Genomic DNA, 25711 nt, shown 5'->3' on the forward strand with positions numbered 1-25711 from the left:
CGCCGTCCCCGGACGATCCAGGGGCCGGCTCCACGGCACCGGACCCGGCAGCCCCGGACTCGGCAGCCCCGGACTCGGCAGGCCCGGAACCAGGGGTTCCTGACCCGGCAGGCCCGGACCCGGCAGCACCGGTCGGCTCGGCACCGGTGGAGCCGGCACCGCTCGACGCGGAACCGGACCCGGCGGAACCCGACGAGGCGGACGACGGCGTGGCAGATGCCGAGGTCGCGGAGCCCGACGACGCGGGCCCCGAGGGCGCGGCTCCCGGCCGGGCGGCCCCGTCCGCCGGCTCACCCGGGGTCGTGTCGCCCGCGGTCCCGTCGGTCGCCGCCTGCGGGCCGGTCGCCGGGTCGCGGTCCGTCCCGGCCGAGCCGGACGGGGCGCCGTGGCCGCCGGTGCCCTGCTCCGGCGCTCCACCGTTCGGGCCGGCCGGGTGGCCGGACGACCGGTTCCCGGGGGGCCGGGCACCGGCCCCGGACGGGGGCTGCTGCCCTCGGGGGCCGAATCCGCCGGTGCCGGGCTCCTGCGGCACGGACGGCGTGAACAGTCCGCCGGGGGGCATCGAGCCGGGCGGGGTCGGGCCGGACGAGGTCGGACCGGACGGGGCCGGGCCGGGCCCGGCGCCGGACGGACGACCGGCGGCACCGGATCCACCGGTACGCCGCGGCAGGTCACCGGGGTCTCCCCCGTCACGCGGCGCACCACCGGCGGGTGCTCCGCCGTCGCGCGGCGGGCGCGCATCACGCGGACCGGGCTCGTCGCTGCGGGAGGCACCGTTCCGGGAGGTCCCGTTCGGCGCGCCACCGTGCGGCGCGGAGCCGCGCGCGCCAGGACCGTGGGCCCCCGGACCGTGCGACCCGGAACCGTGCGGCCCGGAACCGTGCGGCCCGGAACCGTGGGTCCCGGGACCGTCCGTGGCGGAACCGTCCGGCTCGGAACCGTGCGGGGCCGCCCCGTTCACCCCCGTTCCACCGGGGACCGGACGGAACGACTGCCGTCCGCCGTGGGTGTACGGGTCCCACCCGGTGCCGGGCAGCCGCTGCGGGCCACGCGCCTCCTCCGGCGCGGGCACTCCGGCGGGATCCGTGCCCACGGACCGGTCGTTCGCGGACGGGTCGGACCCGGCCGGCGGGCCCGGCCACGTGCCACCGGTCCCGGACGCGGTCCCGAAGACGACGCCGTCCGGCTCCACCGGGGACGACCCGGTCGGCCGTCCCATGGTCGGCCGGCGGGGGCCGCCGGCCGCGCCCGGTCCGGGACCACGGCCGTCGCGGCCTGCGCCGCCGTCGCCCGTACCCCCGGTACCGCCGCTGTGATCCGTGCCCGTCACGCTCTCGTGCCCCTTGCGTCGTCCGACTACGTCACGGTCCCGTGGAGGGACCTCAGGTCCTCACCGCGCCGCCCACCGCGACGCCGGTCCCGGCGTCCGGTAGGGCTGCGGCAGCGGGAGCCGCAGCAGCTTCGCCACGCGCCCCTGCCCGTCCTTCCGGAGCGCGGCGACCGCCTCCGGCTCGTGCCGGGCCGCGTTCGTGATCAGCCCGAACAGGAACATCGTCACCACCAGCGAGGTGCCGCCGGAGGAGATCAGCGGGAGCTGCAGACCGGTGACGGGCAGCAGCCCCACGACGTACCCGATGTTGATCGAGGCCTGGACGACCAGGCCCGTCGTCGACGTCGCGACCACGATCCGCAGCCACGGGTCGGTGTTGCGGGCGGCGATCCGCATCCCGGTGTAGGCCAGCGTCGCGAACAACGCCAGCACCGCGAACGCACCGACCAGCCCCAGCTCCTCGCCGATGATGGCGAAGATGAAGTCGTTGTGGGCGTTCGGCAGGTAGTCCCACTTCGCGCGGCCCTGCCCCAGCCCGGCGCCGAACAGGCCGCCGTCGGCCAGGGCGTAGAGCGCCTGGGTCGCCTGGTAGGCCGGGCCCAACGGGTCCGAGGTCGCCGGCGACAGGAACGCGGTGATCCGGCTCGCCCGGTAGCCGGCGGTGAGGCCGAGCAGCGCGGCGCCCACCAGGCCGCCGCCCGCGATCAGCGCGAGCAGCTTCAGCGGGGCGCCGCCGAAGTAGAGCAGGGCCAGCATCACGATGCCGACCGAGATCGTCATGCCCAGGTCGGGCTGCAGGACCAGCAGCGTGAAGATCACCAGGGTGACCGGCACGACCGGGTTCAGCGCGTGCTTCCAGCGGTGCATCACGGCCCGCCGCGCGACGAGGACGTGCGCACCCCACAGGGTCAGCGCGATCTTCACCATCTCCGACGGCTGCAGCGACACCGGCCCGAACGCGAACCACGACCGGGCACCGCCGCGGATCGCGCCGACGCCGGGGATCAGCACCGCGATCAGCGTCCCGATCCCGATGATCAGCAGCACGGGCGCCGCGGCGCGCAGCCGGCGGGGCGGCACCCGCACCCCGATGTAGAACAGCACCAGCCCCACGCCGCAGAACATGAGCTGACGGGTGAACACGGAGTACGCCGACCCGGTCGACACCGACGACGCCGACAGCACCATGACCAGGCCGAACAGGGTCAGCAGCCCGAAGACGCCGAGGACCAGGTGCAGCGAGGTGAGCGGCCGGCGCAGCCAGCGCCGCAGGCGTCGCATCCCGCCCTGGACGCCGGCCGTGACGGCCTGCCCCGCGGTGCGCTCCGGCGTGCCCGGGCTCATCGGGACAGCCCTCCGGCCGGGGCGCCGAGCCCCGCGACGGCGGCCGCGAACGCGTCGCCCCGGTGGGCGTAGTCGCGGAACTGGTCCATCGACGCGGCCGCCGGGGCCAGGAGCACGACGTCGCCGGGCCGGGCCAGCGCCGCCGCGCGGCGGACCGCGGACGGCATGGGGTCGGGGCGGGCGTCGGTTCGGGCGGGGTCCGGCAGGTCGGAGGGCGCCATCCCACCATCGTGGACCGCCGCGACCTCCTCGACCGGGAGGCCGGGCGCGTGTCGGGACAGCGCCTCGACGATCGGTGCCCGGTCCGTCCCGATCACGACGATCCCGGCCAGCAGTGCCGCGTGTTCCCTGGCCAGCCTGCCCAGCTCGTCCGGCGCGACGCCCTTCAGGAGCCCGCCGACGACCCACACCGCGCGGGCGCCCGGACGCCGGGCGGCGATCGCGGCCAGCGCGGCACCGGCGGCGTGCGGGTTGGTGGCCTTGGAGTCGTCGAGGTAGACGACGCCGTCGTGCTCGCCGGCCGGGGCGCTGCGGTGCGGCCCCGGCGCGAACGCCGCCAGCGCCGTCGTGATGTGCCGGGCCGCCACGCCGTACGCGCGGGCCAGTGCCGCCGCGGCGAGCGCGTCGGTCACCCCGGGCGGTCCCGGCGGGACGACGGCGTCGGCCGCCAGCAGCTCCCCGCCGCCGAACGCCCGGTCGACGAGCGTGCCGTCGACGACCCCGAGCTGGTCCGGCCCGGGCTCGCCGAGGGTGATCCCGACGCGGCGCGGCGCGGGCGCGGCGGCGAGCAGGCGGGCGGCGACCGGGTCGTCCACCCCGCCGACCGCGACGGCTCCGGTCAGGGCCCGCGCCTTCGCCGCGGCGTACCCGTCCCGGCCGCCGTGCCAGTCCAGGTGGTCCTCGGCGACGTTCAGCACGACACCCGCCGCCGGCCGCACGGACGGCGACCAGTGCAGCTGGAAGCTGGACAGCTCGACGGCGAGCACCTCGTGCCCCGGGCCGGGCGCGCTCACCGCGCTCACCACCGGGTAGCCGATGTTCCCGCAGGCCACCGAGCGCAGCCCGGCCTCCTGCAGGATCGCGGCGAGCATCTCGGTGGTCGTCGTCTTGCCGTTGGTGCCGGTGACGACCAGCCAGGACGGCGGGGTCGCCCGCGCGGCACCGAGCCGCCACGCCAGCTCGGGCTCGCCGATGACCTCGGCGCCCACCGCGGCGGCCTCGGCGACCAGCGGGTGCTCCGGACGGCGGCCCGGCGAGGTGACGACCGTCGCGACCCCGTCGGGCAGCCCGGCGCCGGGCCACGGCTCGACGCCGTCGGGCAGGGTGTCCAGCGCGGCGGACGAGTCGTCGGAGACCAGGACGCGGGCTCCGGCGTCGCGCAGTGCGGTCGCGGCGGCCAGCCCCGAGATCCCGGCACCGGCCACCAGCACCGGACGTCCCGCGAAGCCCGCGCCCGTCACGCCGAACCCGACGCCGCGAGCCACTCGCTGTAGAAGATCCCCAGCCCCATCGCCGCACAGATCGCGGCCAGCAGCCAGAACCGGATGATGACCGTCGTCTCGGCCCAGCCGGCCAGCTCGAAGTGGTGGTGGAACGGGGCCATCCGGAACAGCCGTCGCCGGGCCGTGCGGAACACCAGGATCTGCAGCGACACCGAGAGCGCCTCGACCACGAACACGCCACCGATCACGACGAGCAGCAGCTCCGTGCGGGTGACCACGGACAGCCCCGCGAGAAGCCCGCCGAGGGCGAGCGAGCCGGTGTCGCCCATGAAGATCCGGGCGGGCGCAGCGTTCCACCACAGGAAGCCGATGCAGCCGCCCATCGCGGCCGCGGCGACCAGGCCGACGTCGAGCGGGTCGCGGACCTCGTAGCAGCCGGCCGACGCGGCGACCGCGCAGCTGTTGCGGAACTGCCAGAAGGCGATGATCACGTAGGTGCCGAGCACCATCGCCGCCGTGCCGGCGGCGAGGCCGTCGAGCCCGTCGGTGAGGTTCACCGCGTTCGACCAGGCGGCGACGATCAGGTTGCAGAGGATCACGAACCCGACGACGCCGAACGCCAGCACCGGGATGTCCCGGACGAACGACAGGCTCTCCGAGGCCGGGCTCAGGTTCCGTTCGTTGGCGAACCGGACGGCCAGGATCCCGAAGATCGTCGCAGTCAGGACCTGCCCGACGATCTTGGACGTCTTGTTCAGGCCGAGGTTGCGCTGCCTGCGGATCTTGAGGAAGTCGTCGAGGAAGCCGACCACGCCGAGCGCGGTGGTGAGGAACAGGACCAGCAGCGCCGAGGCCGTGATCGGCTCCCGGGTGAAGGCGTGCGAGCCCAGGTAGCCGACCCAGATGGCGAGCAGGATCGCGACGCCACCCATCGTCGGCGTGCCCCGCTTGGACTGGTGGCTCTGCGGCCCCTCCTCGCGGATCTCCTGCCCGAAGCCCTGCTTCGCGAAGAACCGGATCAGGTACGGCGTGAGCAGGATCGACACCGCGAGCGCGAGGCCCGCGGCCAGGAAGACGCCCCTCACCGGCGCACCAGCCCTTCTGCGTCGTGGCCCAGCAGGCCCGCGGCGATCCGCTCGAGACCGGCGCTGCGCGAGGCCTTGACCAGCACGACGTCGCCCGGGGCGAGCTCCGCGCGCAGCAGGTCGAGCGCGGCACCGACGTCGCCGACGTGCTCGGCGCCGTCGCCGTAGTCGGGGGCGCCGACCGCGACGACGCGTGCGACGCCGGCGTCGCGGGCCCGGCGAGTGGTGTCGGCGTGCGCCTCGGCGGCGCCGTCGCCGATCTCGGCCATCGGGCCGAGCACGGCCCACGCCCGCCGGTCGGGGCCCGCCACCGAGGCCAGTGCGGACAGCGCGGCCCGCATGGCCTCCGGGTTGGCGTTGTAGGCGTCGTTCACGACGGTGACGCCGTCGGCGCGGTCGGTGACCTCCATCCGCCAGCGCGAGGCGGGCCCGGCAGCGGACAGCGCCTCCGCGATCCCCTCCGGCGTGCCGCCCAGCTCGAGGGCGACGGCGGCCGCGGCGAGCGCGTTCGACACCTGGTGGGCGCCGACCAGCCGGAGCGACACCGGGGCCGACCCGGCCGGGGTGACCAGGCGGAACGAGGGGCGCCCCGCGTCGAGGGTCTCGTCCTCGGCACGGACGTCGGCGCAGGCCGACCGGCCGAAGGTGACGACACGCGCGGGGGTGCGGCTGCGCATGGCCAGGACCAGCTCGTCGTCGGCGTTGAGGACGGCGACGCCGCCCCGCCCGCCGGGCAGGTCCCCGGGCGGCAGCGCCTCGACGAGCTCGCCCTTCGCCGCCGCGATCCCGGCCCGGGACCCGAACTCGCCCAGGTGGGCGGAGCCGACGTTCAGCACGACGCCGATCCGGGGCGGCGCGACCGCGCACAGGGCGGCGATGTGCCCCGCCCCGCGGGCGGAGAACTCCAGCACCAGGTGCCGGGTCGCGGCGTCGGCGCGCAGCGCGGTCCACGGGGTCCCGAGCTCGTTGTTGAACGACTCCGGGGGCGCGACCGTGCGGCCCTGCGGCGCCAGCACCGCGGCCAGCAGGTCCTTGGTGGAGGTCTTGCCCGCGCTGCCGGTCACGCCGACGACGGCGAGTCCGGGCAGCGCGCCCAGGACGTGCCGGGCCAGCCTGCCCAGCGCGGCCAGCACGGCGGCGCCGTGCCCGTCGGGATCGACCGACCCCAGGTAGGTGTGCGCGTCCCGCACCTCGGCCGGGGGCGCGACCACCGCGGGGGCGTCGACCGGGCGCCCGGCCAGCACCCCGGTCGCGCCGCGGGTCACCGCCCCGGCGGCGAAGTCGTGGCCGTCGGCCCGCTCACCGGGCAGGGCCAGGAACAACGCGCCCGGGCCCGCCTTCCGCGAGTCGAACTCGACGGCGGTCACCGGGACGGCGGCCTGCTCGTCGGAGACCCCGTGCAGGGTGCCGCCGGTCACCGCCGCGACCTCGGCCAGCGTCATCTCGATCATCGCTCGATCGCCTCCACCGGCTCTGCCCGTCCTCCTGTCGTCCCAGCTGTCGTCCCGGACGTGCTCGCGCACGTCGCGGTACAGGTCGTCGCGGTCGTCGCAGTCGTCGTCATGAGGCCGCACGGATCGCGTTCACCAGCTCGTCCGCGTCGTCGAACGGGTACTTGACCCCGTGCACCTCCTGACCGGTCTCGTGGCCCTTGCCGGCGATCACGACGGCGTCGCCGGGGCGCGCGGACCGCACGGCGTACACGATCGCGCTCCGCCGGTCCCCGATCTCGATCACGTCCCCGCGGGCGGGCTCGTGCATCGCGCCCTCCAGCATCGCCCTGCGGATCGTCGCAGGCTCCTCGCCGCGCGGGTTGTCGTCGGTGACGACGAGCGTGTCCGAGCGGATCGCGGCCGCGGCACCCATCAGCGGGCGCTTGCCGGTGTCCCGGTCGCCGCCGCAGCCGAGCACCGTGATCACGCGGGCGTGCGGGTGGATCTGGGCGCGCAGCGCGTCCAGCAGCGCGGCGACGGCGGCGGGCTTGTGCGCGTAGTCGACCACCGCGAGCCAGGGCTGCCCGGCGTCGACCCGCTGCATCCGGCCCGGCACCGACAGCCGGGCGAAGCCCTGCGCGGCGACCTCGGGCGGGATGCCGTCGGCGTCGAGGCAGGCCAGCGCCACCAGGGCGTTCGCCACGTTGTAGCGACCCGGCAGCGCCAGCGTGACGGCCTGGGCCAGTCCGCCCGGCCCGACGGCGGTGAAGGTCTGGGTGCCGTCCGGGTGGGCGGCGAGATCGCGCACCGTCCAGGTCGCGTGCGGGCCGGCCGGGTCGGAGCCCACCGTCACCGCGTCCGGGCGGCGGGAGGCGAGCTGGCGGCCCCACTCGTCGTCGATGCAGACCACGCCGTGCCGGGCCGCCTCGACGCCCGCACCGCCGCCGCCGAACAGCCGGGCCTTGGCCTCGAAGTAGTCGGTCATCGTCGGGTGGAAGTCCAGGTGGTCCTGGGAGAGGTTGGTGAAGGCGCCGACCGCGAACCGCGAACCGCCGACCCGGCCCAGCGCGAGCGCGTGGCTGGAGACCTCCATCGCGACGTCGGTGACGCCGGCCTCGACCATCACCGCGAACAGCGCCTGCAGGTCGGGCGCCTCCGGCGTGGTGAAGGCGCTGGGCAGCGCCCGCGGCTCCTCGCCCGGCACCTGCACCCGGGTCCGGACGGTGCCGAGCAGCCCGGTGGACCGGCCGGCGGCGGTCAGGCCCGCCTCCAGCAGGTGCCCGACGGTCGTCTTGCCGGACGTGCCGGTGACCCCCAGCACCCGCAGCCGGGCGGTCGGCTCGCCGTAGATCGCCGCGGAGACGGGGCCGAGGACCTCCCGCGGCGCCGGGTGCACGAGCACCGGCAGCCGGGAGTGGCGGATCTCCGGACGGTCCGCGCCGTCCGCGTCGGTGAGCACCGCGGCCGCTCCCCCGGCGATCGCCTGGGCGGCGAAGTCGGCGCCGTGCGCGCGGGCACCGGGCAGCGCGGCGAACAGGTCGCCCGGACGCACCGAGCCCGCCCGCAGGGTGGCGCCGGTGACGACGTGCGGTCCCGCGGCGGCGTCGAGCAGCGGGCCGGGACCGGTCCCCGCGGTGCGCGGGTTCAGCTCGGCTCCGGCGAGCCGTCCGAGCAGGGCGACGTCGACCGGGCGGACCGTCTCCGGCCGGTCGGGCAGCTGGTCACGGGTCACCGGCCGGGCTCCACCCTCGGCACGGGGGGCGTACGCAGCGTGGACGTCGGGCACAGCGCGGGAGGTTACCGACCGGCGGCAACCGGCCCTGCGGCCGGTTCCGGCTCGGAGGACCGCTCGCGGGCGTCGTCACGACGGGCGGTGGGACCCGCGTCACCGTACGGCCGTACGACGACACCGATGCCGCCATCCGGCGCAGGCGCACGGCCGGTGAGCGGGCCGTCACGGGCAGCCCGGACCGCGACCGGCGTGCCCCGTACGGGTGAGCGGCACCGGGGACCGCCCGACGCACACCGGCGGCCCCCGGCCGTGTCACTTGATCTGCAGCGTCTGGACCGGCGGCGGGGTCGTCCGGACCGGGATCCCGTCCCGCTGTGCCAGGTAGGACGCGATGTCGTGGAACAGCGGCGCCGCGCTGGTCCCGGCCTTCGGCGCGTCCAGCATGATCCCGATCACGAACCGCGGGTCCTGCGCCGGGAGCATCCCGGCGAAGGTGATCCAGTACTGGGACCGCGAGTAGGCGCCGGTCTCCGGGTCGACCTGCTGGGCGGTACCGGTCTTGCCGGCCACCTCGTAGCCGGGGACGGCGGCGGCCGGGCCGGTCCCGGCCTGGCCGCGCTCGTTCTGGGTGACGGCGGTGAGCATCGTCCGCAGCGTCTGCGCGGTCTGCGGCGACATCACCTCGACCGGCGCGGCCGCCTCGGCCGGGACCCGCACGCCGTCCGGGCCGGTGGTCGAGGCGACGACCCGCGGCGGGATGCGGACGCCGTCGTTCGCGATCGCCTGGTACATCCCGGCCATCTGGAGCACGGTCATCGACAGGCCCTGCCCGATCGGCAGGTTGCCGAACGTCGACCCGGACCAGGTCGCCCGCGGCGGGACGACGCCGGCGCTCTCGCCGGGCAGCCCGATCCCGGTCCGCTGGCCGACGCCCATCCGCCCGAGCATGTCGGAGAACGCGTCCGGGCCGACCTTCTGCGCGGTCATCAGGGTCCCGACGTTCGACGACTTCGCCAGCACCCCGGTGAGGGTGTAGCGGTCGAGACCGTGTGCCCAGGCGTCCTTGATCGTCCGGTCGGCGAACTCGATGCTGCCGGGGACCTCGAGCACGTCCTCCGGCTTCACGACGCCGGCCTGCAGCGCCGCCGCCATCGTCACGACCTTGTTGACCGAGCCCGGCTCGAACGGCGTCGTGACGGCCTTGTTCCCGAGCGACTTCGGGTCCGAGGTGAGCAGCTGCGCCGGGTCGAAGGAGGTGTTGTCCGCCAGCGCCCGCACCTCCCCGGTCTCCCGGTCGAGCACGACGGCGGAGCCGCTGCGGGCGCCGGAGTTCGCGGCGTACTCCGACAGCATCCGCTGCACCTGGTGCTGCAGGTCCGAGTCGATCGTCAGCTGGACGTCCGACCCGGACACCGCGGGCTGCTCGGACCGCACGCTGCCCGGGATGACGGTGCGGCTGCCCTCCGCGGTGTCGGCGACCTGGAACCCGTCCTGGCCGGCGAGCAGGCCGTCGTCGGAGGACTCCAGCCCGATGCGGCCGACCAGCTTCTGGGCGTCGGCGCTCCAGGTGGCGGCGCCGATGATGTTCGACGCGAGCGTCCCGCCCGGGTACTGGCGTGCCTCCCGGCCCTCCTCGGCGATCTCCGGGAACTTCTCCCGCAGGTCCCGCGCCGGGGCCGGGTCGACCGCCGTCGCCATGACGACGTACCCGCGGTCGGTGTTCAGCGCACGCTCGAGCTCCGCCGGGTCGCCCTTCGTGACGGCGGCGACGGCCGTGGCCATCGCGTGCTTGTAGGCGACCGCCTCGGCGCCCTTCGTCTTGTCGATCAGCCGGGGGTTGGTGACCAGCGCCTTCGACTCGGTCGAGAAGGCGAGGACGTTGCCGTCCTTGTCGGTGATCGCGCCGCGCTCCGCGGGGATGGTGATCCGGCTGGCGCGCTGCTTCTCGGCGTCCGCGGTGAGCGTGCCGGCCTGCACCGTCTGCACGAACACGAGCTTCGTGCCCGCGACGAGCAGCAGCGCCGCCAGCAGCACCCAGGCCAGACGCAGCCGGAAGCGCGGGTCGTCGGCCGCGGAGCGCCGTCGCCGGGGGCCGCCGGACCGCGGCGGGCCCCCGCCGGGCCGCCGGGGGCGGGGCGGGGCGTAGGCCATCAGTCCCGGCCCGCGGCCCGGGTGTCGGCGGGGACCTCGCGCTCGGCGCCCTCGGGCGCGGCGCCGTCCGGCCCCTGCTGCCCGTCCTGCGGCGCGTCCGCGGCCGGGGCGTCCGCCCGGGCCCCGGCCGCCGCGGCGGCGTCACCGCCGTCGGCCTCCGGGTCCGATGTGGTGCCCTGCGGTGCAGCCGGCGCGGCGGGCTGCGGTGCGTCGGGTGCGGGCGGCGGGGCGCCGACCGCGGCCTGCGGCTCCCCGACGACGTCGACCCGCCCGTCCGGGGCGACGACCAGCCGGGCCGGGTCGGAGACCGGCACCATGCCCTGGGCCGCGGCGCGCTGCGCCAGCGAGGCCGGGCTCTCCAGCACCGAGACCTCCTTGCGGAGGGCCTCGGACTGCTCGGTCAGGCCGCCGGTGCGCTGGCGGGCCTCCTGCAGCGCGTAGGAGTCGGCGGCCGCGGCGGTCGACAGCCACAGCGTCGCGATCAGCCCGACGGCGAGCAGCACCATCACGACGAGCACGAACTTCGCGCGACCGGTGTTCTCCCGTGCCGCGCTGCGGCGGCGCTGGTCCTGGGCCCGCCGGGCGTCGCCCGGCCCGCGCTGCGCCGGGATCCGCGGCGGGGCAGCCGTCCGGCGGGTCTGCGGACGCGGCCGGCCACCGCCCGGTGTCCCCGGGCGCTCGATGACGGGTGTGCTCATCGGGGTTCCTGCCTCTCCGCCGTGCTGGTCGTGCCGGTCATCCGCGTTCGCCGCCCTCGGGTCCGGGCCCGGTGGCGCCCCCGGTCCGCTCGGCGGCACGCAGCCGCACCGGGGCGGCCCGCGGATTGCGTTCGATCTCGTCGTCGGACGCCGTCTCGGCGCCCCGGGTCAGCAGCCGGAACTCCGGCTCGTGCCCGGGCAGCTCGACCGGGAGGTCGAGCGGGGTCCGCGAGCGGGTGCGCTCGGCGAGCGCGCGCTTGGTGATGCGGTCCTCCAGCGAGTGGTACGCCAGGACGACGATCCGGCCGCCCGGGGCGAGCGCATCGAACGCCGCGGGCAACGCGTCCCGCAGGACGTCCAGCTCGGCGTTGACCTCGATGCGCAGCGCCTGGAACGTCCGCTTGGCCGGGTGCCCGCCGGTGCGGCGGGACGCGGCCGGGACGACCCCGTAGAGCAGCTCGACGAGCTCGGCGCTGCGGGTGAAGGGCCGCTTGTCCCGGTTCCGGACGATCGCGTTCGCGATCGGGCCGGCGAAGCGCTCCTCGCCGTACTCGCGCAGGATCCGGCGCAGCTGGGGTGCGGTGTAGGTGTTGAGCACGTCGGCGGCGGTCGGCCCGGTGGTCGGGTCCATCCGCATGTCGAGATCCGCGTCGCGGGAGTAGGAGAAGCCGCGCTCGACCTCGTCGAGCTGCAGCGAGGAGACGCCGAGGTCGAACAGGATCGCGTCGGCCGGCCCCACGCCCGTCTCGTCGAGGGCCTCGCCGATCCGGTCGTAGACGGCGTGCACCGGGCGCAGCCGGTCGGCGTACGCGGTGAGCCGGCGACCGGCCAGGTCCAGGGCCTGCGGGTCGCGGTCGAGCCCGACGACGGTCAGCTGCGGGTGTGTGGCGAGCAGGGCAGCGGCGTGGCCGCCCATGCCGAGGGTGGCGTCGACGTAGACGGCGGGCCGGTCCGCGATCGCCGGGGCGAGCAGCGCGGAGACGCGCTCCAGGAGGACGGGGGTGTGCCGCTCGGCGGGTGACGGGTCCGGCCCGGTGCTGTCCACGTCCACCCCCCGGTGCCGTCGTCCGTCCCCGTGGTCCGTGCTCCCGGCCCCGCGCCGCCGGCGTGGTCCCGGATCCGGTTCCGGCCCCTCGCGGGGCCGGAACCGGTCGATCCTGTACGTAGGTCGTGCCACGTCGCCGGTTCCCACAACCGGTCCCGCCGCACTCCCGGTGACGCGGGCGTCGCCGCCCCACCCGAACTCCCCAGTCGGGGTGGGGATCCGGCGCCGCCCCCACCCGGGGACCGTGCCGTCCGGACCTGGCACCGGGGAAGGTGTGCCAGGGCCGGGCGATCACGGCACCCGGGTCGGGACGGCGACGGTGCTGCCGCCCGTGTCGTTCCTGTGCCGCTCGTCCTCCCACCCGCCAGCGGGAGTCAGAACAGCCCGGGCAGAACCTCGTCCTGGGCCTTGGCGAACTCGTCCTCGTGTCGCTCCTGGTACTCCTGCCAGGCCTGCGCGTCCCAGATCTCGGCACGCGTGAACGCGCCGATCACCACGCAGTCCTTGGACAGTCCGGCGTACCGGCGGAGCTCGGACGTGATCGCGATCCGGCCCTGGCCGTCGGGGTTCTGCTCGTCGGTGCCCGAGAAGAGGTTGCGCTGGAACACCCGCGCCGACTCGTTCGTCAGCGGGGCCGCGGCGACCTTGCGCGCCATCTCGGTGAAGGCGTCACGGGTGAACACGTAGAGGCAGTGGTCCTGCCCTTTCGTGATCATGCAACCGCCTCGCAACTCGTCGCGGAATTTGGCCGGCAGCGTGAGCCGCCCCTTGTCGTCCAGCTTCGGGGAATAGGTGCCGAGGAACACCGACCCCACCTCCACCTGGGGCACCTGTTCGCCCCAGCGATCACCACAGTACCCCACAACCACCCACCGTCAACCCGAGCAGGGTCCGGTCTCCGGGGTTCATCCGGTGTTTCCGCAGGTGACAGGCGGTGGGGAGTCGTGGGGAGCGGCGCGGCGCCACCCGGTAGCGGGACGTCCGGGGCCCAGATCCGGCCCGATCACCCCCCTTCTCCCCCACCGGACGTCATCGCAGGTCAGAGCGCGATTCGGCGGGATCGGGGCACGAGTGGTGGGGAGAGGTGGGGGCGACGTGGGGGGCGTCGTGGGGGGCGTCGTGGGGGATCCGGTGGGGGGAGGTGGGGGCAGCCGGTCCGACCGCCCCGCACCCCACTCCGTCCCGCCCCACACCCCGCCGTCGTGGGGCCCCGCCGTCGTGGGGCCCCGCCGTCGTGGGGCCCCGCCGTCGTGGGGCCCCGCCGTCGTGCGGCCCCGCACCCCGCCGCACCCCGCGACGTTCTGCCGCACTCCGCGACGTCCTGCTGCACCCCTCTGCCCCGCGCCGCGCCACCACATCCGCCGCACCCGCCGCACCCCGCGACGGTCTGCCGCACCCCCCGGCAGCGCGCAGCACCCCACGCAACGGGTGCCTCGGACCGCCGGGGGGGTGCGCCGAGCCGTCGAGGGGTGCGGCGGCGGGCGCCGGAGCGCGGCCGGCACCGGAGGGCGGCCGGCACCGGAGCCTGTGCATGCCCCGGTTCGCGGCGGGATGGCGCGGCCCTCCGCGGTGGCCGCACCCCATTGCCCTGCGCCGCACCCGTTGCACGGGGTGCGCGGCGTCGGCACGCGGTGCGCGGAACCGGCGCGGGGTGCGCCGAACCGGCACGCGGTGCGCCGAACCGGCACGCGGTGCGCGGAGCCGGCGCTCGGTGCGCCGAGTCGGCACGGGTGCGCCGAATCGGCGCGCGGTGCAGGGAACCGGCGCGGGGCGCGCCGAGCCGGAACGGGCGCGCCGAGCCGGTCGGGGGGCGCCGAGCCGGTCGGGGGGCGCCGAGCCGGTCGGGGGGCGCCGGTCGACCGAGGGGCGCCGAGCCGGCGAGGGGCGTCGAGCGGACACGGGGTGTGCCGATTCCTGCGTGGCCGGCGACGGGCGCCGCCGGTGCGCTCGCGGCCGTCGGGGTGGTGGCGTCGCCCCGGCCCGTGCCCGCCCCGCGTCGACGCGCCCCGCGACGACCCTCCGTGGCCCGGCGAGCACCGCCCGTGGCGGTCCGCGGTCCCCGGCGCGCCCGGTTTCCGGGCCCGTGTCCGGCCGGGTGCGACGACCGGTACGACCGTCCGGAGCAACGGTCGTCCGCCGGGAGCGGTACCCGTCCCCCTGCGTGCGAGGTTTGACAGACTGGACCCGCCCGCGTCGCCACCCGAGGAGGCCCGTTGTCGTCGAGCGCACCCTCTGCGCCGTCCGTGCCGTCCCCGCCGTCCGGTGTGTCCGGGCGTCATCCGGACTCGACCGGCGCGACCCCCGGGTACGCCGCCGAACCGATGGACGCGGGGGCCGTCGCCGAGGTCGCGGGCCGGATCGCCGCCGCGGTCCAGAGGGTGATCGTCGGCAAACCGGACGCGGTCCGTCTCGCGCTGGTCGCCATGCTGTCCGAGGGCCACCTCCTGGTGGAGGACGTCCCGGGCGTCGGCAAGACCTCGCTCGCCAAGGCGCTCGCCCGCTCGGTCGACGGCGCCGTGAGCCGGGTGCAGTTCACCCCGGACCTGCTGCCCGGTGACATCACCGGCACCTCGGTCTACAACCGGCAGACCGCCGAGTTCGAGTTCCGCGCCGGACCGGTGTTCGCCAACCTCGTGATCGCCGACGAGATCAACCGGGCGTCGCCGAAGACGCAGTCCGCGCTCCTGGAGTGCATGGCCGAGCACCAGGTGACCGTCGACGGCGGCACCTATCCCCTCGGGGACCCGTTCATGGTCGTCGCGACCCAGAACCCGGTCGAGATGGACGGCACCTACCCGCTGCCGGAGGCGCAGCGGGACCGTTTCACGATCCGGATCTCGGTCGGCTACCCGGACCCGGCGGCCGAGCTGGCGATGCTCGACGAGCACGGCGCCGCCGAGCCGCTGGACCGCATGCGCCCCGTCACCGACCTGCGCACGATCCGCTCGATGATCGCCGCGACCCGGGCCCTGCACACGGCCGCCGAGGTGCGCCGGTACTGCGTCGAGATCGTCGGCGCGACCCGCCGGCTCAGCGAGGTCCGGCTCGGCGCCTCCCCGCGCGCGACGCTGCACCTGCTCCGTGCCGCGCGGGCGTGGGCGGTCACCGCCGGGCGCGGCTACGTGATCCCGGACGACGTCCAGGCCGTCGCGGTCCCCGTCCTGGCGCACCGCCTGCTCCTCGGGCCGGAGGGTGTCGCCGCCCGCCGTTCGACCGCCGATCTCGTGCGCGGCGCCGTCGGCCGGGTCGCGGTGCCGTCCCCGCCGCGGGGCTGATGTGACCGCACCGGACCCCCGTCGGGACGGCCCACCGGCCCGGCCCGCCACGGGTGGCGCCGGACCCACCGACACCGGGCGGTCCTCCGCCCCGTCCGCACCCACCGCGGCCCCGCGCACGGAGCGGCGGGCCGGCCTGACCGTCCGCGGCCGTTGTCTGCTCGCGGGTGGCCTCGCGATGGTCGTGTCCGCCGTCGTCCTCGACGAGCGGGATCTCGTCCGGGTCGGGGCGTTCGTCGTGCTGCTCCCGCTGCTGGCGCTGGTGGTCGCGCTCCGGTCGCGCCGCACGCTGCAGGTGGAGCGGTCGCTGGAACCGGTCCGGATCGAGGCCGGCGCCTCGGGCACGGCGCTGCTGCGCATCGCGGGCGGCGCGCTGCTCGGCTCGCTCCGCATCGCCGACCACGTGCCCGACGCGGCCGGGCCGTCCGACCGCTACCCGCCCCGGTTCACCGTCCACCGTCTCGGCCGCCGGGGAGCCCGGGTCGGCTACCCGCTCCGTCCGGCGGTCCGCGGTGCCTACCGGATCGGCCCGCTGCGCGGGCGCGGCACCGACCCGCTCGGCCTGGCCGAGTTCCGGCACGACCTGCTCGCGGCCGACCGCTGGCTGGTACTCCCCCGGGTCACGCCGCTGACCGGGCGTCCGCCGCTCGCCTCGACCGCGGTCGGCCGGGGCGCCGAGGGCGGCAGCCGTCCCGGCACCGGCAACCCGGACGTCCTCATCCGCCCGTACCGCCAGGGCGACGAGATGCGTCGCGTGCACTGGCGCTCCAGCGCGCGACGCGACGAGCTGATGGTCCGGCTCGACGACCGTCCCGGCCCCTCCGGGGTGACGCTGCTGCTCGACCGGCGGGACGCCGCGCACCGCGGTCACGGCGCCGCGTCCAGCCTGGAGTGGGCGGTGGAGTTCACCGCCAGCGTCGCGGTGCACCTGGTGCGTCGCGGTGAGGCCGTCACCCTGGTCGACGAGTCCGGCGACCCCCTCGACGACGGCGGGCCGGTCCCGACCGGCGAGGAGGACCAGGTGCCCCAGCGGCTCGAGTCCCTCGCGGTGCTGCGCCCGTCCGCGACGGCCGCGCTCGGTGGGACCGGTGAGCCCGCGGCGGGCACCGTGACCTCGGACGGCGTGCTCGCCGTCCTCGGCTCCACCGGTCCCCGGGACGTGACGGCGCTGACGGCCGCCTGGCCGCGGGGCGGGCACGCGATCCTGCTCGACGTCGACGGGTGGGGTTCCGGCACCGGTACCGGTCGCGCGGCGACCGCGGCCGGGGCGCTGCGTCAGGCCGGCTGGCAGGCGACCGTCGTGCCCGCGGGGGTCACCGTGCAGCGGGCCTGGGCCGACGCGTGCGGCGAACCCGCTGCGCCGGCGGGAGCCCTCCGGTGAGCGCGCCGGCGACAGCACCGCCGACGGCGGCCACCCCGGCGTCGGGTGGTCCGCCCGGCCCCCTGGGCTGGACCGCGCTGCTCGCGCCGCTCGCCTCCGGTCTCGCCGTCCTGCTGGCCGGTTCGGCGACCGGCGCGGTCGTGCAGGGCGCCGCCTGGGTGTGGCACGCGCTGGTCGCGGTGGCGGTCGTCGTCGTGACCGGGGCGGTGCTGGTGCGGGTCCGGCCGTGGCTCGCCGCGCCGGGCCAGCTGGTCGCCCTCGCGCTGCTGGCCACCGGCTGGTTCACCGGCAGTGGCGTGGCCGTCGTCCTGCCGGGACCGGACGCGCTCGCCGAGCTCGGCGCACTGCTCGGCGGCGCCGGGCAGCAGATCGACACGGGCGTCCCGCCGGTCGCCGCGACGCCGGAGATCCTGCTGCTGGTCACGCTCGGCTTCGGCACGCTCGCCATCGCCGTGTTCGGGCTCGCCGTGACCGTCGCGGCGCCCGCCGCGGCCGGGGTGCCGCTGCTCGTGGTGTTCGCGGTGCCGACGGCGTTGCAGTCCGACCTGCTGCCGTGGTGGTCGCTGGTGGCGGCCGGGGCCGGGTTCGGGTTGCTGCTCCTGCTGCGCCCGGAGCGGCTGCGGCAGGCACCGGGCGGGATCGCGGTCGTCGCGGTCGCCGTCGTCGGCGCGCTCCTGGTCGGCACCGCCGCGACCGCCGTCGGCACCGCGGGCCGGTTCGACGCGACCGGCGGCGCCGGTGGCGGCGCGGACGGCTCGATCGGGTTGAACCCCTTCACCTCGCTGCGCGGCCAGCTGACCCGCAGCGAGCCGCGGGAGCTGTTCCGCGTGCAGGGCCTGCAGCGGGCGAGCTACCTGCGCGCCCTGACGTTGCAGACCTACGTGCCCCAGGAGGGCTGGACGGCGGAGCGGCCCGCACCGGGTGTCCCGCTGAGCGGGCAGCTGCCGCCGTCGACGTCGGGGCCCGCTGCCGAGCAGACCGTGCAGGTGGACAACCTCGGTTTCCGCGACTACTGGCTGCCGGTGTTCGGCGACCCGACGGCGGTCGAGGTCGCGTCGGACAGCTGGGCCTACGACGCGGCCGGCGGCATCGCCTACAGCGAACGCCCCCGCGAGGAGGACGGCTGGTCGCAGGCCATGCGTCTGCCCGAGCCGTCCGCGGAGCAGCTGCGCGGGGCGGGCGGGCCGGTCACCGTGGACCGTTCGTACCTGGACACCACCGGCGTCGACCCGCGGGTGGCGCAGATCGCGCAGGACGTCACCGCCGGCGAGGCCACCCCGTTCGACCGGGCGATGGCGATCGAGAACCACTTCACCGGCCCCGGCTCGCCCTTCACCTACAGCCTGTCGACGGCGCCCGGCGGCGGCGGGGACGCGCTCGTCGACTTCCTCACCCGCGGCCGGACCGGCTACTGCGAGCAGTACGCGTCCGCCATGGCCGTGATGCTGCGGGCCGTCGACGTCCCGGCCCGGGTCGCGGTCGGGTTCACCGCGGGCGACGACGGCCCGGACGGCCGCACGATCACCACCGAGGACGCGCACGCCTGGGTCGAGGCGTGGTTCCCCGGCTACGGCTGGATGACGTTCGACCCGACCCCGCTCGCCGACGGCCGCACCATCGACCCCGGTTACGTCCAGCAGGCCCGCGAGCAGGACGGCGGCACCCCCGCCCAGGAGCAGCCGCCGGCCCCGGAGCCGACCGCCGCTCCCCCGCCCCCGGCGGGCGGGGACGAGGCCACGCCGGAACCGCCGCCCCCGGCCGAGGACGGCCAGGAACCCGGTCCGGTTGCCGGGACCTGGTGGCTCCCGGTGCTCGTGGGCGCCCTGGCCCTCGCCGGGCTGGTGCTGCTGGCGTTGTTCCCGGGGTTCTGGCGCCGCCGTCAGTACGCGCGCCGGGCCGGCATCGCGCGCGCCGGGGGCCCGGGCGCCGCGACCGCCGCCTGGGACGAGGTGCTCGCCGCGTCCCGCGACCACGGCGTGCCGGTCCCGCCCGGCGACACGGTGCGGGCCGCAGCGGACCGGATCACCGAGCGCCACGGCCTGACCGACCGGGCGGCGGAGGCGCTGCAGCAGCTCGTCCGCAGCGTGGAGGCCAGCTGGTACGGGGCGATGCCCCCGGAGCCGGACGTCCTCGACGGCCTGGTCGACGAGGTGCGGACGGCGATCGCCACCGGTGCCCCGTCCCTGCGGGCGCGGATGCTGCCGGCGTCGGTGGTGCCGGAGTCCGTGCGGCGCACCCGGAACGGCGACATGGGCGACGACGACGGTGGGACCGGCGTGGACGACACCTCCCCCGTCGCCGGTACCTCGCCCGGCGACGAGCCCGCGGACGCGCCTCGACGCTGACCGCCACGCCGTACACCGGAGCGCACACGACGGCGGGGCGGGACACCGTGGTGTCCCGCCCCGCCGTGGGTTCGTGTCGCGGCCGTGTGGCCGCCGGAGTCACTCCTGTTCGAAGCGGCGCCGGAAGCGCTCCTCCATCCGGTCGGTGAAGCCACCGTTCTCCCCACCGGGCTTGTCCTTCGGCGGGGCCGCGTCGCCCTCGGCCGCTTCGGCGTCGTTACCGCCGCGCGCGCCGATCGAGGTCACCGCGAGGAGGGCTCCGCCGAGCATCGCCAGGAACCCGACGACGCTGAGCACCGGGATGTCGCCCAGGTACAGCACCTGGAACGGGATCCCGGCCACGAGCAGGACGAGACCCACGACGAAGAGGACGGCCCCCTGGATCCGGCGCCGACGAGCCGGCTTGCTCATCCGGCTGCCACTCACCGACGAGGCGAATTTCGGGTCCTCCTGGTAGAGGGCCCGTTCGATCTGTTCGAGCAGGCGCTGCTCGTGCTCGGAGAGCGGCATGCCTTCACCTCCGGCACACGAAATCGGACGGTAGGCCGAATCGACCCGGGCTTCCCTGCCCCGATCGGAACGACGGGCGCCCCACCTGGGCGTCTGGGTCCAAGAGTACGAGGCGAATCGTGCGGCGACCACCCGGACCGGCCAACCCGCACGGCTGATCGTCGAGCGGACGGCGTGGCGCGGCGTGTCGCCGATCACGTTCGGCGGGTCGGAGCAACCCGATCGGCCGTGGAACCGCAGGTGAACGCCCGACGGACGACGACGGACGGTCGCCGCACGGCGACCTCACGGAGAGGTCGGCATCACGCCTCAGAACCGCCGGGCGAGCAGATGCAACCGCGGAGCGACCTCACCCAGTGCCGGCACCGCCGACGCCAGGGCGTCCAGTTCGTCCCGCTCGTCCCGTCCGGCCGGTTCACCGTCCGGGCCGGGACCGGGGAGCCACGCCTCGAGGGTGCCGTCCCCCTGGAGCGCCTCGACCTCCAGCCGGCCGGTGGCGGACGCGAGCTCGCGCAGCTGCCCGGCGTCGAACCGGCGCAGCAGGCGGTCGTCCGGGCCGCTGCGGCCGTCCGGGTCGGTGAGGACCGCACGGGCCTCGGCCAGCCGCCCGGTGGTGATCCGGCCGACGAAGGCCCCGTAGCGGCCGACGGTCAGCACCGAGACCGCACCGCCGGGCGCGGCCGCAGACGCCAGCGCCGTCAGGACGCGGCCCGGCTCGTCGACGACCTCGAGCAGGCCGTGGCCGAGCACGAGGTCGGCGCCGTCGGCGGGGGCCACGTCGGCGAGGGTGTCCACGTCGCCGTGCACCGGGGTGATCCGGTCGGTGACGCCGGCCTCGTCCGCGCGGCGGGCCAGGGTGGCCAGGGCGTTCGGGCTGGTGTCGACGACCGTCACCGCGCATCCGGTGACGGCCAGGGGGACCGCCCAGGTCCCGCTGCCACCACCGACGTCCAGCACCCGCGGGGCGCTGCCGGTCCCGCGGCGGACCCGATCGATCTCCCTGTCCAGCACGCGGGTCACGGCCGCACCGCGCGCTGCTCCGGCCTGCTCACGTGTCGGCGATCCCACGCCCGCAGCCTAGTGCTCCCCCTCCGTGGCACCACCGGCCACGCCGGACCGGCGCACCGGTGTGGACCGGTGCCACTCCGCGGGACACGGCCGCGGGACCGCCCTGTAGGTTGGAGGTGTGCAGGTCGTCGCCACGCTCAGTCTCAAGGGCGGCGTCGGGAAGACCACGGTCGCACTCGGTCTCGCCGGCGCGGCCCAGCGGCACGGTGTGTCCACCCTCGTGGTCGATCTCGACCCGCAGGCCAACGCCACCACCGCCCTGGACCCGGAGCCGACCACCGCGACGGTCGCCGACGTCCTCGACGAGCCGCGCCGCGCGGTCGTCGAGCGTGCGATCGCGCCGTCGGCGTGGGGCGAGGGTCTCGACGTCCTGGTCGGCGCCGAGCAGACCGAGCGGCACAACCATCCCGATCCCGGTGCGGCACAGCTGCACCGGCTGGACCGTGCGCTGCAGCGGCTGGCCGGGGACCTGCTGTCCGACGACGGCGAGGGACTGGTCGAGGAGCGCTACCGGCTGGTGATCGTGGACTGCCCGCCGTCGCTGGGACAGCTCACGCGCAGCGCGCTGTCCGCCTCCGACCGGGCCATCCTGGTGACCGACCCGACGATGTTCTCGGTGTCCGGCGTCCAGCGGGCCTTCGACGCGGTGCAGACCGAGCGGGAACGCTCCAACGACCGGCTCCAGCCGCTGGGCGTCCTGGTGAACCGGGTACGGCCCCGCAACACCGAGCACGAGTTCCGGATCTCCGAGCTGCGCGAGCTGTTCGGCCCCCTGGTGTTCAACAGCGTCCTTCCCGACCGCTCGGCGGTGCAACAGGCGCAGGGCGCCTGCCTGCCGATCCAGGCCTGGGACACCCCCGGGGCCCGCGAGATCTCCGCGGTGTTCAGCTCCCTGCTGGGACGGGTGCTGCGCAGCGCCTCCCGGGACCGCCCGGCCGCCTCGGCCTGATCCTCACCGGGGCAGCAGCAGCTGCGCCCGGGCGACGAACTGTTCGGCCTGCCGCAGCAGGTCGTCGGCGGCGCGGCGGTCCACCAGACGGTCGATGCCCGCCTCGGCCGCGGTCCGGGTCCGCGAGCAGGACGCGAAGAACGACGCCCACTCCCCCAGCTCCGGTGCGACCTCCGCGAGCAGCCCCCAGACGTCCCGCGGGGCGCCGCGGCGCGGCCGCGGACGGGCCCGCATCGCCAGCACCGCGGCGCCCGCCCGGAGCGCCGCCAGGTAGGCGGCGGGATAGCGGCGCACCGGCTCGGGCTCCTGGTGGGCCTGCGCCAGCTGGTCGGCCGCCTGCCGGAGCAGTGCCAGCGCATCACGCGACGGCGGGACCGGACCGCGGCGCGGTGCGGCGCGGCGACCGCCACCGCGCCGTACACCACCGTGCCCTCCGGGAGCCGCCGGAGCAGTAGCCGGCACCGGAGTGGCAGCCTGCGCCGACGGCGCAGGCTGCACAGACGGCGCAGGCGGCACAGCCGGAGCCGTCCCTGTCCGAGCGCACGGCGCCGCCACTCCTCGTGCGGGGGCAGCCGCCTGCGCACCGGCCCGGCACACCCCGCGGACACCCTGCCCCGCCGCATCCCCGGACCGCGGGGGCCGGGGCTCCGGCAGCTGCAGGTCGAGTTCCATCGTCCCGCTCCTCATACGCACCTCCCGCGTTCAGTCGTTCAGCTTCACGAGGTCCCAGACCCCGGGACCGGCACGCATCCGCAGCACCACCTCGCGGGGCGGTTCGTGCGGCTCCTCCACCGAGCGGGCGAGCACCCGCCAGCAGCTCAGCCGGTCCCCGCCGACCGGCATCGGCGACGGGAACGGCCACGGCGACTCCTCGATCCACTGGTCCCGGACGCCGGTGACCAGGAACCGCTCACCCCGCCGGGACGGCCGTCGCTGGAACTCGACCGGCTCACCGTTCTGCCAGCGCACGTCGATGGCCGCCGGCTGCCGCCCCCGGAACAGTCGCGAGAAGCCGCCCACACCACCACGCCCCTTCCCGGTCGGCGGGCCTCGGCTCCCGCTCCCCGGACTCGGTCCCCGGGTCGTCCGGCGGCGGGGCGCTTCCCCCACCCCGCGCCGGACGCCCGGGCGTCGAACGCGTGTTCGACGTCGTCCAGTAGAACGCGTGTTCGATCCGGCGTCAAGTCGGCCGCCGGGCGTCCGGCACCCGCGGACGGGTGGTGCGGGGCACCGGCCGGACCGGTCCCGGGCGGCCCGCCCGGCACGGGGCATCCGGCGCAGGTCCCGCGGGCCCCGTGCTGCCGGCCCCGCACTCCGGGCCCGCACACCCGGCCGGGTCGTGATGTGATGGGGACATGCAGTCCGACACCCGCAGCGCCGCGCGCACCCGCCGCCGCGCCGGGCGGTGGGGACCGTGACCGCGGCACCGGCCCGCCCCCGTCTGGTCGGGCTCTCCCGCGGTGACTTCGCCGACCGGCTGGCCGAGGCGATCGACGTCTACGTGACCGCCATGGGGTACCCGCGTTCCACGGCCCGGCAGCGCCGGTCGCTGTGGCTGGAGCACTCCTACCGGCCCGGCTGGCACGCCGTCGGCTGGCTGGACGAGCGGAACCGCCTGACCGGCATCGGCTACGGCTACTGGGGCGGCCCCGGGCAGTGGTGGTTCGAGGAGGTCCGGCGCGGGCTGCGGTCCCGCCGCGGGGACCCGGACGCCGTCGGCCCCGAGTGGCTGACCGACTACTTCGAGCTCACCGAGCTCCACGTGCACCCGCAGGCCCAGGGCGGCGGGATCGGCGAGCAGCTGCTGCACGCGCTCGCCCGCGACGCCGGCCGCGCCCGGATGCTGCTCTCCACCCCCGAGTACGGCCGGGACGCACCCGGCCGGGCCTGGCGGCTGTACCGGCGCGCGGGCTTCCGCGACGTCCTGCGCGAGCACCTGTTCACCGGCGACCCGCGGCCGTTCGCGGTCCTCGGCCGGGAGCTCCCGCTGCTGTCACCCGGCCCCGGGAGAGATCACCCGACACACCCGGCGTGACACCGGGACCGTCGGTGCCGGGTGGCACGATGACCCGCATGCCGTTCCCCACCACCGCCGCCGTCCCGCGCCGCCGTACCCGGGGCCGGTCGAAGGCCGCGGTGCTGCTCGTGGTGCTCGCCCTGATCACGCTGACGGGCTGCACCCGGGTCCAGGTCGCGATGGCGGTCCAGCCCGACGACACGGTCGACGGCACCGTCGTGGTCGCGACCCCGGACGGCGCTCCCGACGGCGACGGCCCGACGATGACGGTGCCGCCGGAGCTCGAGGGCCGGGTCGACGTGTCGGCCTACGACCAGGACGGCTACGTCGGCTCGCAGGCGTCGTTCACCGACCTCACCTTCGCCGAGGTCTCCGAGCTCAACGCGCTCGGCGGCAACGCGGGCGGCCGGGCGAACGTGGAGATGCGCCGGGTCGGCGAACGGATCGCGGTGCAGGGCCGCGCCGACCTGACGACGATGCCGGTGGACCGTTCCGACGTGCGGCTCGCGATGAGCTTCCCCGGCGAGGTCGTCGAGAGCGACGGCGATGCCGACGGCAGCACCGTCACCTGGAACTTCGCCCCGGGCGAGGTCTCCCAGCTCAACGCCTCGGTCGTCTCGACCGACCCGAACGCGCCGTCGGTACTGGGCTGGTCGCTGCTGCTGGCCGGGCTGGTCGTGGTCGCCGCCGGGGCGGCCGTCCTGCTCGCCCGGCGCGACCGGAACCCTGCGATCCGCCGCTAGGACACGCACGCGTGCCCGGCACGTCCGTCGCGGTCGGGACGGACGTACCGGGCACGTGGTCGCCTCGGGCAGCTGCCTCAGACGGGCAGCACGGCCTCGCTCCCGGCGCGGTCGGCGCCGGCGGGCTGCGCGGCCAGGCCGAGCCGCTCGACGAGCTCGGTCGTCGCCGTCGACCGGTTCAGCGAGTAGAAGTGGATCCCGGAGACCCCCTCGGCGATCAGCCGCTCGCAGAGCTCGCCGGTCACCTCCATGCCCGCCTCCCGGAACGCCTTCGCGTCGCCGGAGTACTTCGAGAGGCGCTCCACGAGCGCCTCCGGCAGCGGCGAGCCGGACAGCTCCGGCCCCTTGTGGAAGGTCTTCTCGGAGGTCAGCGGCATGATCCCGGGTATGATCGGCTGGTCGAACCCGGCCGCGGCGACCCGGTCGCGCAGCCGCAGGAAGCCGTCGGGCTCCAGGAACAGCTGGGTCACCGCGAACTCGGCACCGGCCCGGAACTTGCCGACCAGCTTCTCGGTGTCGGACTCGACGTCCGCCGAGCGGGGGTGGCCGTACGGGAACGCCGCCACGCCGACGCAGAACGGCCCGGACCGCTTGATCAGCGAGACCAGCTCGTCGGCGTACTCGAGGCCCTCGGGGTGCTTGACCCACTCGCCCAGCGGGTCCCCGGGCGGGTCGCCGCGCAGCGCCATGATGTTGCGGACGCCGGCCGCGGCCAGCGAGCCGATCACGTGCCGTAGCTCCTCGGTCGAGTGCGACACGGCCGTGAGGTGCGCCATCGAGCACAGGGTGGTGTCGCTGGCGATCCGCTCGACCGTGCGCACGGTGCGGTCGCGGCTGGAGCCGCCCGCGCCGTAGGTCACCGACACGTACGCCGGGTCGAGCACCTCCAGCCGGCGGATCGCCCGCCAGAGGTCCGCCTCGCCCTGATCGTCCTTCGGCGGGAAGAACTCCACCGCGAAGAAGGGGCGGTCGACACTGATCCGTTCGGTCACCGTGGATGCAGAGGTCGTCGTCACGGAGGTGACCATACGTGCAACTCCCCCTGCTGTCGGTGCGGAGGAACACACTTCGGCGCCAGGGTAACGAGTGCCACCGCTGATCGTCAGGTGGCCGACGGGTGGGGTCGCGGCCCCACCGATAGCCTGGATCCGTGGTCGACCCCG

Annotated in this window: 20 protein-coding genes; 6 read left to right on the forward strand and 14 right to left on the reverse strand. The window is 76.3% G+C overall.

From position 1 onward, the window contains the following. Positions 1-1390: 1390 nt before the first annotated feature. The 9 genes from ftsW to mraZ all read right to left on the reverse strand — a co-directional run bounded on the left by ftsW (position 1391) and on the right by mraZ (position 13066). On the reverse strand, positions 1391-2674 hold the full coding sequence (gene ftsW, locus PP1_RS06010; protein WP_010238102.1) for a putative lipid II flippase FtsW: 1284 nt from the start codon (positions 2672-2674) through the stop codon (positions 1391-1393). Continuing rightward, on the reverse strand, positions 2671-4158 hold the full coding sequence (murD, locus tag PP1_RS06015; protein ID WP_227012645.1) for a UDP-N-acetylmuramoyl-L-alanine--D-glutamate ligase: 1488 nt from the start codon (positions 4156-4158) through the stop codon (positions 2671-2673). The genes ftsW and murD overlap by 4 nt, the downstream gene beginning before the upstream one ends. Next, positions 4131-5201: a phospho-N-acetylmuramoyl-pentapeptide-transferase gene (gene mraY / locus PP1_RS06020; protein ID WP_010237031.1), complete on the reverse strand. Its 1071-nt coding sequence runs from the start codon at positions 5199-5201 to the stop codon at positions 4131-4133. The genes murD and mraY overlap by 28 nt, the downstream gene beginning before the upstream one ends. Further along, the gene (locus PP1_RS06025; protein WP_075315032.1) at positions 5198-6652 is read right to left on the reverse strand and encodes a UDP-N-acetylmuramoyl-tripeptide--D-alanyl-D-alanine ligase; all 1455 of its coding nucleotides are present in this window, start codon (positions 6650-6652) and stop codon (positions 5198-5200) included. The genes mraY and PP1_RS06025 overlap by 4 nt, the downstream gene beginning before the upstream one ends. 109 nt (positions 6653-6761) lie before the next feature. Further along, complete coding sequence (locus PP1_RS06030) at positions 6762-8366, reverse strand: UDP-N-acetylmuramoyl-L-alanyl-D-glutamate--2,6-diaminopimelate ligase (RefSeq protein WP_010225917.1); 1605 nt, start codon at positions 8364-8366, stop codon at positions 6762-6764. Between the two features lie 312 nt (positions 8367-8678). Next, the gene (locus PP1_RS06035; RefSeq protein ID WP_082399018.1) at positions 8679-10517 is read right to left on the reverse strand and encodes a peptidoglycan D,D-transpeptidase FtsI family protein; all 1839 of its coding nucleotides are present in this window, start codon (positions 10515-10517) and stop codon (positions 8679-8681) included. Then, positions 10517-11215: a hypothetical protein gene (locus tag PP1_RS06040; RefSeq protein WP_075314119.1), complete on the reverse strand. Its 699-nt coding sequence runs from the start codon at positions 11213-11215 to the stop codon at positions 10517-10519. Before PP1_RS06040 ends, PP1_RS06035 begins: the two co-directional genes overlap by 1 nt. A gap of 37 nt (positions 11216-11252) precedes the next feature. Then, positions 11253-12266, reverse strand: coding sequence for a 16S rRNA (cytosine(1402)-N(4))-methyltransferase RsmH (gene rsmH / locus PP1_RS06045; RefSeq protein WP_010234934.1), 1014 nt, complete (start codon positions 12264-12266; stop codon positions 11253-11255). Positions 12267-12634: 368 nt separating this feature from the next. After that, the gene (gene mraZ / locus PP1_RS06050; protein ID WP_010234933.1) at positions 12635-13066 is read right to left on the reverse strand and encodes a division/cell wall cluster transcriptional repressor MraZ; all 432 of its coding nucleotides are present in this window, start codon (positions 13064-13066) and stop codon (positions 12635-12637) included. A 1407-nt stretch (positions 13067-14473) separates the two neighbouring features. Between mraZ and PP1_RS06055 the strand changes: the two genes are divergently transcribed. From PP1_RS06055 to PP1_RS06065, 3 genes are all read left to right on the forward strand, one after another. After that, positions 14474-15535, forward strand: coding sequence for an AAA family ATPase (locus tag PP1_RS06055; protein WP_075314118.1), 1062 nt, complete (start codon positions 14474-14476; stop codon positions 15533-15535). 178 nt (positions 15536-15713) lie between these two features. Further along, positions 15714-16916 carry a DUF58 domain-containing protein gene (locus PP1_RS06060; RefSeq protein WP_139323837.1) on the forward strand — a complete coding sequence of 401 codons (1203 nt, stop codon included), beginning with the start codon at positions 15714-15716 and terminating at the stop codon, positions 16914-16916. Beyond that, the gene (locus tag PP1_RS06065; RefSeq protein ID WP_075314117.1) at positions 16913-19261 is read left to right on the forward strand and encodes a transglutaminase TgpA family protein; all 2349 of its coding nucleotides are present in this window, start codon (positions 16913-16915) and stop codon (positions 19259-19261) included. Before PP1_RS06060 ends, PP1_RS06065 begins: the two co-directional genes overlap by 4 nt. A gap of 99 nt (positions 19262-19360) precedes the next feature. Here PP1_RS06065 and PP1_RS06070 read toward each other — a convergent pair whose 3' ends face one another. Both PP1_RS06070 and PP1_RS06075 read right to left on the reverse strand, forming a co-directional pair. Beyond that, positions 19361-19771 carry a DUF3040 domain-containing protein gene (locus tag PP1_RS06070; protein ID WP_010232146.1) on the reverse strand — a complete coding sequence of 137 codons (411 nt, stop codon included), beginning with the start codon at positions 19769-19771 and terminating at the stop codon, positions 19361-19363. Positions 19772-20080: 309 nt separating this feature from the next. Further along, positions 20081-20791, reverse strand: a complete 711-nt coding sequence (locus tag PP1_RS06075) for a class I SAM-dependent methyltransferase (RefSeq protein WP_010232148.1) — start codon at positions 20789-20791, stop codon at positions 20081-20083. Positions 20792-20957: 166 nt separating this feature from the next. Here PP1_RS06075 and PP1_RS06080 point away from each other — a divergent pair, with 166 nt between their 5' ends. Next, on the forward strand, positions 20958-21788 hold the full coding sequence (locus tag PP1_RS06080) for a ParA family protein (protein ID WP_010232151.1): 831 nt from the start codon (positions 20958-20960) through the stop codon (positions 21786-21788). A 3-nt stretch (positions 21789-21791) separates the two neighbouring features. Here PP1_RS06080 and PP1_RS06085 read toward each other — a convergent pair whose 3' ends face one another. Together PP1_RS06085 and PP1_RS06090 are read right to left on the reverse strand one after the other, a co-directional pair. Beyond that, positions 21792-22475 carry an SAV_6107 family HEPN domain-containing protein gene (locus PP1_RS06085; RefSeq protein ID WP_337819664.1) on the reverse strand — a complete coding sequence of 228 codons (684 nt, stop codon included), beginning with the start codon at positions 22473-22475 and terminating at the stop codon, positions 21792-21794. Between the two features lie 15 nt (positions 22476-22490). After that, positions 22491-22808, reverse strand: coding sequence for a hypothetical protein (locus PP1_RS06090; protein ID WP_010231343.1), 318 nt, complete (start codon positions 22806-22808; stop codon positions 22491-22493). 394 nt (positions 22809-23202) lie between these two features. Between PP1_RS06090 and PP1_RS06095 the strand changes: the two genes are divergently transcribed. Together PP1_RS06095 and PP1_RS06100 are read left to right on the forward strand one after the other, a co-directional pair. Then, positions 23203-23823, forward strand: a complete 621-nt coding sequence (locus PP1_RS06095; RefSeq protein ID WP_050802376.1) for a GNAT family N-acetyltransferase — start codon at positions 23203-23205, stop codon at positions 23821-23823. A gap of 38 nt (positions 23824-23861) precedes the next feature. Continuing rightward, positions 23862-24548 carry an LppM family (lipo)protein gene (locus tag PP1_RS06100; protein WP_010231349.1) on the forward strand — a complete coding sequence of 229 codons (687 nt, stop codon included), beginning with the start codon at positions 23862-23864 and terminating at the stop codon, positions 24546-24548. Positions 24549-24625: 77 nt separating this feature from the next. Here the strand turns inward: PP1_RS06100 and metF are convergent, their stop codons facing one another. Further along, a complete protein-coding gene (gene metF, locus PP1_RS06105; protein ID WP_249265961.1) occupies positions 24626-25564 on the reverse strand; it encodes a methylenetetrahydrofolate reductase [NAD(P)H] in 939 nt (312 codons plus the stop codon). Between the last annotated feature and the right edge of the window lie 147 nt (positions 25565-25711).

Origin of the sequence: Pseudonocardia sp. P1 (genome assembly GCF_000178675.2) — a bacterium.
Lineage (GTDB): Bacteria > Actinomycetota > Actinomycetes > Mycobacteriales > Pseudonocardiaceae > Pseudonocardia.